The organism is Gilliamella sp. App6-5, assembly GCF_001690525.1.
In the GTDB taxonomy this organism is placed as follows: Bacteria; Pseudomonadota; Gammaproteobacteria; order Enterobacterales; family Orbaceae; genus Gilliamella; species Gilliamella apicola_H.
In genome coordinates, this window is the sequence record NZ_LZGT01000034.1 from 17,042 (window position 1) to 28,644 (window position 11,603).

The window sequence follows — 11,603 nt, forward strand, 5'->3', positions numbered from 1 at the left end:
GGATAAAATGAATAAATCAATACAAAAGCAAGATATTGAGACTGTTTTTCAACAGATTATTGCGCTGTCATTAAAAAATGATACAAATTTTTACCTTATCTATCAATCACATGACCAAAAGACCCGTTTAACCGATTTGATTGCAGAAAAAAAATTAACGTTATTTCGATATATCAGCTACCAAATCAAACACACACCGGGACTGATTGAACTTGATTTAAAAAATGAAGCAGATCAAACCATTTTAAAACAAAGTATTCAAGAATTTTATTCAGCCCTCGATCCTAAAACAGTGTTACTTGCAAAACCACGTTCTGTATATGGCTGGATTTATTCCTCATTTAATGCTGAAGTATTAGCACAAGAGTTAGGAAAAGTTGCCATTCAACCCTCAAGTGACGGTAAACAATTATTGCGTTATTTTGACCCATCGGTGTTACCGCCACTATTAAATATTTTCATTTTTGTGCAAAAAAAAATATTACTTAATCCGATTCATTCATGGTTATATCTTAACAGTGACGGCCATTTAATTATTGAAAAAAATCATAGAGATGAACGTAAAAATCTTATTGGTAATTTGGGGATAATCAAGCAACAATGGCAACAAATAAACTGGATCGAAAGCCGTAATCAAACGCTTGCTCGTTATCATTTTTTTCACCCAGAATATAGCTTACCTGAAAGTGTAGCTGATGGCATTATTATGCAATCTTTTCAAAATGCTACCCTCAAAGGATACCATGATAAACGAGATCTAGCCGAATATGCTTATCGCAGTTTAGTTATACATCCCGAATTTATTGAACATCCAATTGTTATTGGAGCAATAAATCAACATCGACACCAATCACTAATAAAACAATTACAAACTATAACCCCAGCACAATGGGATATGGTAGCGGATGAATGTATCATTAATACAAAGGAAATAAATAATGGGTTTATGTGAAAAATGCCAATCTAAAGGTCTACCAATTTATCCCGTTCGTTATGCTGTTGCACCTAAATATATCAAGGCAGATTTACCCTCATGGGCAAAAAACGATATGCTGCCTATTTTAAAAGGAGATAGCAAATATGTGCTAAGAACCATGCGAGCAGGCTATCTTTATGTGTTATGTCAGTATGAAGATAACATGACAGATTTAGATATCTCCATTTATAAGGTCGATGAACAAGGTGGATTTTGGCAACAAGATATTAGCAAAGAGCAAGATCTATTAAGATTTGACGATACCCTAATTGAAGAAAACCTTTCTATACCTTTCAATGATATACAAACGACCTGCGGCAATAGTGCCCATTTATCAAGCAATATCGCCTTTATTACACTGTCAAACCCCGAAAAATGTGAAAAAGCTTGGCTTGCCTTTAGCGAACATAAATGGAGAGCTAAGACTTTAAAAAAATACCTTAATGATGAAGATAAACGTAACTTGCGAATGCAACTTATCAAACCAAAGCAATGGTTAAATTCGCAAACTAACGGAATTGGCATAACTACCGCTAATCAGGAAGCTATCGCCTCAACCTTGGATATCCAAAACCTTGATGATTTTAAAGAAAGAATCACAACATCCTTACCAAAATTTAAAAGCATCAACTACTTATTTTGCTTTCCTTATTTGTATGATAATAAACCATTAGACAAAAGTACGCTTTCGCAAAGTGCTATACTTAGCCAACCATTTATATATGATAAACAGCTATTCAAAAAACGAAGCACATTAGCACCTTGGCAATCATTAACCAAGCCAGTTTATGACCAAATCACCCCAAAAGAGCCGTATTCAGTCTATCTACATAAAAAAATGATGTCAGCCGAACGTAACAGCACAGATTGCTCACCAATGATGGTTGTATTAAACGACAGTATTGGTATTGCTGCTGAGTTAAGTCATTGGGGTAACAGTGCATTAAACTCGTTTAGAAAAATAATGATAGAAAGACAGCGTGAAAATGCCACTTGTAGTGGTATTGCAATGCTTGAAGAAGCAATAAAAAACAGTGACATTGCAAACAGTGAAGAAGATTTTAAAAAACATATAAAAAACACCAATAGAAAATACCTTGCTGATGCACAATATTTTAATCAAAAAGTAATACCTTATGATAGTGGTATATTCGGAACTGATACAACCCGAATGATTCCATGGAGCGAAGAACAAAAAGCCCAAGGCCAACGTGTTATTAATATTGTGAGTGAATCTAAAAACTATAATTTTGTTTCCCAATACGTTAATCCATATTTAACCGATATAGAACAAGCGGTAGAAAGTACAAAATATAGAGCCGCAATATTAGTCCAATTTGTACAAGAAAACTATCTGATTGAAGAAGTGGGTGAAAAAAGGCACGCACAAGTTTTTGAAAAAGCATTTAAATTAAATAAACAAGCAGAGATGGTAGACATTAAACGCTTAGATATTAAATTAGCGGCAATGAGAATCGAATTTGAAGCTAAAGCTCAGGCGTATAAAGCAGTATGGCATGAAAAAAATAAAACCGAACAGTCGGCCGAAAAGCGTTGGCGTAAATATGAAAATCATTTAAACGACGATTATAAACGCTATAAAGAAAAATATGCCGCTTTTTTGCAAGAAGCTGAAAACTATATTGCAGGATTATTAAATGATTTAATTTTATGGGTAGATTGCAGCAAGCAAAAAGAAAGGCATCCAATTTCATTATCGGCCGATGATTTTGCACAAGATGATGATAATTATTTGGCGTTTGCCAACGATATTTTAATGACCTTAGGCATGCAAGCCCAAAGTAGCAAAGTTACCCAGTTATTCACTCAGTTAATTGAGGACAAAAACTTAGAGGGTCATAATATTATTTGGTCGGCTGTGTTTGCTAATCGAAAATTAGATAAAGAAAAACAAAAAAAATGTGTCAACTTTTTATTATCATTAAATAAAACAATCCAATTAAAACCGCAATCTTATGGCGAATTCTTAGATAAATTAGAAACAGTATTAGAATTTTATCAAGCCGAATCAGCTGAAAGCAATGCTATGATAGGCATCGCTAATAGCATTGCCAACATTAGTAACTCACTTTTTGACCCACAAGATGAACATAAAGCATTAGATGTTGTTAAAGAGTTCTTTACTTTATTTGAAAGCGAACGAAACTCGTTAATTGATGGTGATTCGATAGATAACCAAGTCACAGCCGCCTATTTGCGCCCAATTAAAGAGGGAAGCTGTGCTGCACTTATCGCTTTATTAAAATATATGCAAAAAATGGGCGGTGATTTATCATCAGAATTTGCCGAAGCTTTTTTAGTAGCCATATCGCCAACAAGGCTATCTAAAACTGCGCTAAAAAAGAGAATGGCGTCATACCATAAATGGGTCGACAATTTAACAAGTGCCTTGTATTCTGATATCAAAAATGTCGGCGAAAAGCTGGCAAACGCCTCACAAAAAGCCACCAACCTGATTAAAAAACATATCACCAATGAAAAGGTGGGAGCAAGCTTTACCGCGGCAATATTGGGGGTGCATATCATGAAGATCTATTATATAGTGACCGATAACTCATTAAAAACCCAAGCCCAACAAAACCAAGCCGATTACCAGTTAACTATGGCGGTATCGGCATCGATGGCAGCAAGCTTTCGACTAGTTACCGTATATGCCAACAAAGGACAAATCAATGCCAAATTAATTTCTAATATGAACTTTTTAGGCAACTTTTTTGGGGTGATAGCGGGGTTAATTGATATTGGTTTAAATTGGAATGAGGACACTTCAGAGAAAGATCAGACTCAAAAAACATTATATTATGCATCTCTATTTACCTTGATTGTATCCACCACCGATTTATTTTTACAAATGGGTAAAACCAGTTTAATTACAATAATGGAACGCGGAATTAAATCATTGGCTACTCTATTAACAAAAAGAATTATAACTAATAGGATGATCTTCTTTACAGGAAGAGCTCTGATATCAATTATAGCACTGGCATTAAATCCATGGGTTAGTCTGGGGATCTTTTTATTTCAACTATACTTCGAATTAACTAAAGACGATGATATCGAAGAGTGGTTAAAACGGTGCCGTTTTGGTAGCGCGCAAAATGGGGGCGATAGTAAATACTCTTCTCGCTATACATCGTCTAAGGAAGAAATTGCGGCACTGCAAGCGATCTTTAAAAAATATGAAGATGAGTTAGCCGAATATTACGCCGAACAAGAACAAAAACGTATCAAAGAAAATATGCCCGTATTCTCATCGAGTGATTGGCAAATTATTTATAATTGGCCTATCCCTCAATAATTATATAAGGAATTCGATTATGCCTTACGCAAAATATGATGGTAACGACCCTATCTATAAAGATAAAGAGCAGCTATTAAAAAAAACCGGTATTAGTATTACCGATCCGATCCTGCCACCCCAAAATTTGGTTAAATTAACCGGCACCCTATCCGAATTTAAAGGTCTATTTTGCTATGCACAGCTGGGTGATGGCGCTTATTTAAGTGACGAGCAAAAACAAAAACAGCAAAATCAGCTTAGAAAGGGCGCACTACTTGCCACCTTAAATGGTAATAGTATTGCCGCGCTGGCTGGCTTAGGCCATGCCAATGGTAATGACCGTAGTAATCTATTTGCGGCACAATATATCACTGCCAAATTGAATGACACCATCACGTTAAAAGGTTGGCTCGGTTTTTATAAATTTAATGATGGCGATCAAGTCGAGGTGGTCGCCGAAAAACACGCTGACCATTACGAAGTGTACGCCATGCTCAAACCCAGTGAACAAATTATCTCGCTGATCCCTTTATGTTTTGCCGGGCGTAATCAAGCCTTCAAACAATATCGTCTACCTATGTTTTTCTTTTATGTTATTTGCGTGCTATTAATGAACTACTTTTTTTTCGATTTTTCGTTGGAAAATTTGACCATTGGTTTTGGTACATTAGGGGTAATATTAGGGGCAGCTTTTTTTAGGGTTTACAAAAATTCGCTTGCCACGCATGTCACGCTGGCGGAGCGCATTTTTACGCTATTGGGCTGGCAAGAAGTTACTAACATTAATTTAGCCAAAATAAGTATGCAATATGTTGCTAAATTAATTAAGCAAGGAAAATACTCAACTAAATATAATAATAGTACGGATCTATATACAAGACCACCTAAAACTGGAGAAGCATGGAACTTTTATTATTACGATCTAGATGTGTTATGCAAAAAAGGCAAGACACCCTTACGAGTTAATAATAAAAACAGAAAAAAATAAAATAATACGTTAGAGAATATTATTATGCCTTACGCAAAATATGATGGTAACGACCCTATCTATAACGACAAAGAGCAGCTATTAAAAAAAACCGGTATTAGTATTACCGAGCCAATCCTACCGCCCAAAAACTTGGTTAAATTAACCGGTACCCTATCCGAATTTAAAGGTCTATTTTGCTATGCGCCACTTGCTGATGGCGCTTATTTAAGTGACGAGCAAAAACAAAAACAGCAAAATCAGCTTAGAAAGGGCGCACTACTTGCCACCTTAAATGGTAATAGTATTGCCGCATTAGCCGGCTTAGGCCATGCCAATGGTAATGACCGTAGTAATTATGTGCAAGCACAATATATTAGCGCCAAATTAAATGACACCATCACGTTAAAAGGTTGGATCGGTTTTTATAAATTTAATGATGGCGATCAAGTCGAGGTAGTAGCCGAAAAACACGCTGACCATTACGAAGTGTACGCCATGCTCAAACCTAGCGAACAAATTATCTCGCTCATTCCGCCATGTCTAGGAGGAAGAAAGCAGGCCTTTAAGCACTTTTATATACCTTATTTTATCTTTTATGTTATTTGTGTGCTATTAATGAACTACTTTTTTCTCGATTTTTCGTTGGAAAATCTGACCATTGGTTTTAGTACATTAGGGGTAATATTAGGGGCAGCTTTTTTTATGGTTTATAAAAATTCAATCGTGACATACATTACCCTTGCCGAGCGAATTTTTACAGTATTGGATTGGCAAAATGTCACCAATATCAATTTAGTCAAAATAAGTAAACGATATATAGTTAAATTAATTGGACAAGGTAAATATTCAACTAAATATAGCATCACGGATCAATTTATTAAGCCGCCTGAACCCGGTGCAGGTTGGGGATTTTTTTATTACGATCCAGAGGTATTATGCAAAAAAGGCAAGACACCCTTACGGGTTAAAAATAAAAAAAGAAAATAAGTTCATAAGGAATTCGATTATGCCTTACGCAAAATATGATGGCAAAGATCCCATCTATAAAGACAAAGAGCAGCTATTAAAAAAAACCGGCATCAGTATTACCGATCCAATCCTACCGCCCAAAAATTTGGTTAAATTAACCGGCACCTTATCTGAATTTAAAGGTCTATTTTGCTATGCGCCACTTGCTGATGGCGCTTATTTAAGTGACGAGCAAAAGCAAAAACACAACAACCAGCTTAGAAAGGGCGCACTACTTGCCACCTTAAACGGTAATAGCATTGCTGCGCTGGCTGGCTTAGGCCATGCCAATGGTAATGACCGTAGTAATTTGTTCTCCGCACAATATATCACCGCCAAATTAAACGGCACCATCACGTTAAAAGGTTGGCTCGGTTTTTATAAATTTAACGATGGCGATCAAGTCGAGGTGGTCGCCGAAAAGCACGCTGACCATTACGAAGTGTACGCCATGCTCAAACCCAGTGAACAAATTATCTCGCTGATCCCTTTATGCTTTGCAGGGCGTAAGCAAGTTTTAAAAATTTATCATATAACTTTTTTTATATTTTATATTGTTTGCACTCTACTTATGAACTACTTTTTTCTCGATTTTAGTTTAGAAAATCTGACTATTGGTTTTGGCTCATTAGGGGTAATATTGGGAATAGCTTGCTCGAAAGTAAATAAAAATTCAATTGCGACACATATCAAACTTGCTGAGCGAATTTTTAAGCTGTTGGGTTGGAAAAATGTGACCAATATCAATTTAACAAAAATAAGTAAGCAATATATTGTTAAATTAATTGCGCAAGGGAAATATGTAGAAAAGTATAATAATAAGACTGATCAATATATTAGACCGCCTAAATCAGGTGATGGCTGGTTCTTTTTTTATTACGATCCAGAGGTATTATGCAAAAAAGGCAAAACACCCTTACGAGTTAATAATAAAAACAGAAACAAATAATACGTTAGAGAATATTATTATGCCTTACGCAAAATATGATGGCAAAGATCCCATCTATAAAGATAAAGAGCAGCTATTAAAAAAAACTGGTATTAGTATTACCGATCCAATCCTACCGCCCAAAAACTTGGTTAAATTAACCGGTACCCTATCCGAATTTAAAGGTCTATTTTGCTATGCGCCACTTGCTGATGGCGCTTATTTAAGTGACGAGCAAAAACAAAAACAGCAAAATCAGCTTAGAAAGGGCGCACTACTTGCCACCTTAAATGGTAATAGTATTGCCGCGCTGGCTGGCTTAGGGCATGCAAATGGTAATGACCGTAGTGATGAGGTAGATGCCCAGTATATTACTGCCAAATTAAATGACACCATCACGTTAAAAGGTTGGCTCGGTTTTTATAAATTTAATGATGGCGATCAAGTCGAGGTGGTCGCCGAAAAACACGCTGACCATTACGAAGTTTACGCCATGCTCAAACCCAGTGAACAAATTATTTCTCTTGTCCCTTTATGTTTTGCGGGGCGTAATCAAGCTTTAAAAGACTATTTTTTCCCTATGTTTATCTTTTATGTTACTTGTGTACTATTAATGAACTACTTTTTTTTCGATTTTAGTTTAGAAAATCTGACTATTGGTTTTAGTACATTAGGGGTAATATTCGGGGCTGCTTGCTTAATGGTAAATAAAAATTCAATTGCAACACATATCAAACTTGCTGAGCGCATTTTTACCGTGTTGGGCTGGAAAGATGTCAAAAATATCAATTTAGTTAAAATAAGTAAGCAGTATATAGCTAAATTAATTGCGCAAGGGAAATATGTAGAAAAATATAACAATAAGACTGATCAGTATATTAGACCGCCCAAATCTGGCGAAGGCTGGTTCTTTTTTTATTACGATCCTGAGGTGTTATGCAAAAAAGGCAAGCCACCCCTACGAGTTAAAAATAAAAAAAGAAAATAATTTCATAAGGAATTCGATTATGCCTTACGCAAAATATGATGGTAACGATCCCATCTATAAAGACAAAGAGCAGCTATTAAAAAAAACCGGTATTAGTATTACCGATCCGATCCTGCCACCCCAAAATTTGGTTAAACTAACCGGCACCCTATCCGAATTTAAAGGTCTATTTTGCTATGCACCACTTGGTGATGGGGCTTATTTAAGTGACGAGCAAAAACAAAAACACAACAATCAACTTAGAAAGGGCGCACTACTTGCCACCTTAAACGGTAATAGCATTGCTGCGCTGGCCGGCTTAGGCCATGCCAATGGTAATGACCGTAGTAATCTATTTTCTGCACAATATATCACTGCCAAATTGAATGACACCATCACATTAAAAGGTTGGATCGGTTTTTATAAATTTAATGATGGCGATCAAGTCGAAGTGGTCGCCGAAAAGCACGATGACCATTACGAAGTGTACGCCATGCTCAAACCCTGTGAACAAATTATCTCGCTGATCCCTTTATGTTTTGCCGGGCGTAATCAGGCCTTAAAATACTATCATTTACCCATGTTTATTTTTTATGTTATTTGCGTGCTATTAATGAACTACTTTTTTCTCGATTTTTCGTTGGAAAATCTGACCATTGGTTTCGGTACATTAGGGGTAATCTTCGGGCTAGCTATTTTTAATGTATATAAAAATTCAATTGCGACTCATATCACGCTGGCGGAGCGCATTTTTACCGTGTTGGGCTGGCAAGATGTCAAAAATATCAATTTAGTTAAAATAAGTAAGCAATATATTGCTAAATTAATTTCTCAAGGGAAATATTCAATAGATTGGAACAATAATATTGACCGTTTTATTAGACCATTTAAAGCGGGAGATGGATGGGGTTTTTATTATTATGATCTGGATATTTTATACAAAAAAGGCAAGCTGCCCTTATGAGTTAAAAATAAAAAAAGAGAATAATTATATAAGGAATTCGATTATGCCTTACGCAAAATATGATGGCAAAGATCCCATCTATAAAGATAAAGAGCAGCTATTAAAAAAAACCGGTATTAGTATTACCGATCCAATCCTACCGCCCAAAAACTTGGTTAAATTAACCGGTACCCTATCCGAATTTAAAGGTCTATTTTGCTATGCGCCACTTGCTGATGGCGCTTATTTAAGTGACGAGCAAAAACAAAAACAGCAAAATCAGCTTAGAAAGGGCGCACTACTTGCCACCTTAAATGGTAATAGTATTGCCGCATTAGCCGGCTTAGGCCATGCCAATGGTAATGACCGTAGTGATGAGGTAGATGCCCAGTATATTACTGCCAAATTAAATGACACCATCACGTTAAAAGGCTGGATCGGTTTTTATAAATTTAACGATGGTGATCAGGTCGAGGTGGTTGCCGAAAAGCATGAAGACCATTACGAAGTGTATGCCATGCTCAAACCTAGCGAACAAATTATCTCGCTCATTCCGCCATGTCTAGGAGGAAGAAAGCAAGCCTTTAAGCACTTTTATATACCTTATTTTATCTTTTATGTTATTTGTGTGCTATTAATGAACTACTTTTTTTTCGATTTTTCGTTGGAAAATCTGATCATTGGTTTTAGTACATTAGGAGTAATGTTAGGGGCAGCTTTTTTTATGGTTTACAAAAATTCGCTTGCCACGCATGTCACGCTTGCTGAGCGCATTTTTACCGTATTGGGTTGGCAAGATGTTACCAACATTAATTTAGGCAAAATAAGTAAGCAATATATTGCTAAATTAATTGCCCAAGGAAAATATGCAAAAGAATATAATAATAAAACAGATCCACATATTAGACCGCCTAAATCAGGGGATGGCTGGTTCTTTTTTTATTACGATCCTGAGGTATTATGCAAAAAAGGCAAGCCACCCTTACGGGTTAAAAATAAAAAAAGAAAATAAGTTCATAAGGAATTCGATTATGCCTTACGCAAAATATGATGGCAAAGATCCCATCTATAAAGACAAAGAGCAGCTATTAAAAAAAACCGGTATCAGTATTACCGATCCAATCCTACCACCCAAAAATTTGGTTAAATTAACCGGCACCCTATCCGAATTTAAAGGTCTATTTTGCTATGCACCACTTAATGATGGCGCTTATTTAAGTGATGAACAAAAACAAAAACAGCAAAATCAGCTTAGAAAGGGCGCACTACTTGCCACTTTAAATGGTAATAGCATTGCTGCGCTGGCTGGCTTAGGCCATGCCAATGGTAATGACCGTAGTAATCTATTTGCGGCACAATATATCACTGCCAAATTGAATGACACCATCACGTTAAAAGGTTGGCTCGGTTTTTATAAATTTAATGATGGCGATCAAGTCGAGGTGGTCGCCGAAAAACACGCTGACCATTACGAAGTGTATGCCATGCTCAAACCCAGTGAACAAATTATATCACTTGTCCCTTTGTGTTTTGCCGGGCGTAATCAAGCATTCAAAATTTATCGTTTGCCTATGTTTCTCTTTTATGTTACTTGCGTGCTATTAATGAACTACTTTTTTCTCGATTTTAGTTTAGAAAATTTGGTCATTGGTTTTGGTTCATTAGGGGTAATATTTGGTGCAGCTAATTTCATGGTTTATAAAAATTCGCTTGCCTCGCATGTCACGCTTGCCGAGCGCATTTTTACTGTGTTAGGCTGGAAAGATGTTACTAACATTAATTTAGCAAAAATAAGTAAGCAATATGTTGCTAAATTAATTATCCAAGAAAAATATGTAGAAAAGTATAATAATAAAACTGATCAATATATTAGACCGCCAAAATCAGGTGATGGCTGGTTCTTTTTTTATTACGATCCTGAGGTATTATGCAAAAAAGGCAAGCCACCCTTACGGGTTAAAAATAAAAAAAGAAAATAAGTTCATAAGGAATTCGATTATGCCTTACGCAAAATATGATGGCAAAGATCCCATCTATAAAGACAAAGAGCAGCTATTAAAAAAAACCGGTATCAGTATTACCGATCCAATCCTACCACCCAAAAATTTGGTTAAATTAACCGGCACCCTATCCGAATTTAAAGGTCTATTTTGCTATGCACCACTTAATGATGGCGCTTATTTAAGTGATGAACAAAAACAAAAACAGCAAAATCAGCTTAGAAAGGGCGCACTACTTGCCACTTTAAATGGTAATAGCATTGCTGCGCTGGCTGGCTTAGGCCATGCCAATGGTAATGACCGTAGTAATCTATTTGCGGCACAATATATCACTGCCAAATTGAATGACACCATCACGTTAAAAGGTTGGCTCGGTTTTTATAAATTTAATGATGGCGATCAAGTCGAGGTGGTCGCCGAAAAACACGCTGACCATTACGAAGTGTATGCCATGCTCAAACCCAGTGAACAAATTATATCACTTGTCCCTTTGTGTTTTGCCGGGCGTAA

The 11,603-nt window shown here is 36.2% G+C and carries 9 protein-coding genes and 1 pseudogene; all 10 read left to right on the forward strand.

Annotation, left to right across the window (positions count from 1 at the left end):
- Nucleotides 1-7 precede the first annotated feature (7 nt).
- Nucleotides 8-952: a hypothetical protein gene (locus A9G24_RS04080; RefSeq protein ID WP_176701161.1), complete on the forward strand. Its 945-nt coding sequence runs from the start codon at nucleotides 8-10 to the stop codon at nucleotides 950-952.
- Nucleotides 939-4,295 carry a T6SS effector BTH_I2691 family protein gene (locus tag A9G24_RS04085; RefSeq protein ID WP_065637893.1) on the forward strand — a complete coding sequence of 1,119 codons (3,357 nt, stop codon included), beginning with the start codon at nucleotides 939-941 and terminating at the stop codon, nucleotides 4,293-4,295. Before A9G24_RS04080 ends, A9G24_RS04085 begins: the two co-directional genes overlap by 14 nt.
- A gap of 19 nt (nucleotides 4,296-4,314) precedes the next feature.
- The gene (locus A9G24_RS04090) at nucleotides 4,315-5,265 is read left to right on the forward strand and encodes a putative type VI secretion system effector (protein WP_065586306.1); all 951 of its coding nucleotides are present in this window, start codon (nucleotides 4,315-4,317) and stop codon (nucleotides 5,263-5,265) included.
- A 24-nt stretch (nucleotides 5,266-5,289) separates the two neighbouring features.
- Nucleotides 5,290-6,234 carry a putative type VI secretion system effector gene (locus A9G24_RS04095; protein WP_065637894.1) on the forward strand — a complete coding sequence of 315 codons (945 nt, stop codon included), beginning with the start codon at nucleotides 5,290-5,292 and terminating at the stop codon, nucleotides 6,232-6,234.
- 19 nt (nucleotides 6,235-6,253) lie between these two features.
- Nucleotides 6,254-7,204 (forward strand): putative type VI secretion system effector, encoded by a 951-nt coding sequence (locus A9G24_RS04100; protein ID WP_065637895.1) that lies wholly within the window; start codon nucleotides 6,254-6,256, stop codon nucleotides 7,202-7,204.
- A gap of 19 nt (nucleotides 7,205-7,223) precedes the next feature.
- Nucleotides 7,224-8,171 (forward strand): putative type VI secretion system effector, encoded by a 948-nt coding sequence (locus tag A9G24_RS04105; RefSeq protein ID WP_065637896.1) that lies wholly within the window; start codon nucleotides 7,224-7,226, stop codon nucleotides 8,169-8,171.
- A gap of 19 nt (nucleotides 8,172-8,190) precedes the next feature.
- Nucleotides 8,191-9,114 (forward strand): putative type VI secretion system effector, encoded by a 924-nt coding sequence (locus tag A9G24_RS04110; protein ID WP_065637897.1) that lies wholly within the window; start codon nucleotides 8,191-8,193, stop codon nucleotides 9,112-9,114.
- A gap of 43 nt (nucleotides 9,115-9,157) precedes the next feature.
- Nucleotides 9,158-10,105 carry a putative type VI secretion system effector gene (locus A9G24_RS04115; protein ID WP_065637898.1) on the forward strand — a complete coding sequence of 316 codons (948 nt, stop codon included), beginning with the start codon at nucleotides 9,158-9,160 and terminating at the stop codon, nucleotides 10,103-10,105.
- Between the two features lie 19 nt (nucleotides 10,106-10,124).
- Complete coding sequence (locus tag A9G24_RS04120) at nucleotides 10,125-11,072, forward strand: putative type VI secretion system effector (protein ID WP_065637899.1); 948 nt, start codon at nucleotides 10,125-10,127, stop codon at nucleotides 11,070-11,072.
- A gap of 19 nt (nucleotides 11,073-11,091) precedes the next feature.
- Nucleotides 11,092-11,603, forward strand: a pseudogene (locus A9G24_RS04125) (hypothetical protein); the annotation flags it as partial.

Bases quoted from the DNA above. Each gene is read 5' to 3' on its own strand.
- A9G24_RS04080 (WP_176701161.1), top strand. From the start codon at position 8: ATGAATAAATCAATACAAAAGCAAGATATTGAGACTGTTTTTCAACAG.
- A9G24_RS04085 (WP_065637893.1), top strand. From the start codon at position 939: ATGGGTTTATGTGAAAAATGCCAATCTAAAGGTCTACCAATTTATCCC.
- A9G24_RS04090 (WP_065586306.1), top strand. From the start codon at position 4,315: ATGCCTTACGCAAAATATGATGGTAACGACCCTATCTATAAAGATAAA.
- A9G24_RS04095 (WP_065637894.1), top strand. From the start codon at position 5,290: ATGCCTTACGCAAAATATGATGGTAACGACCCTATCTATAACGACAAA.
- A9G24_RS04100 (WP_065637895.1), top strand. From the start codon at position 6,254: ATGCCTTACGCAAAATATGATGGCAAAGATCCCATCTATAAAGACAAA.
- A9G24_RS04105 (WP_065637896.1), top strand. From the start codon at position 7,224: ATGCCTTACGCAAAATATGATGGCAAAGATCCCATCTATAAAGATAAA.
- A9G24_RS04110 (WP_065637897.1), top strand. From the start codon at position 8,191: ATGCCTTACGCAAAATATGATGGTAACGATCCCATCTATAAAGACAAA.
- A9G24_RS04115 (WP_065637898.1), top strand. From the start codon at position 9,158: ATGCCTTACGCAAAATATGATGGCAAAGATCCCATCTATAAAGATAAA.
- A9G24_RS04120 (WP_065637899.1), top strand. From the start codon at position 10,125: ATGCCTTACGCAAAATATGATGGCAAAGATCCCATCTATAAAGACAAA.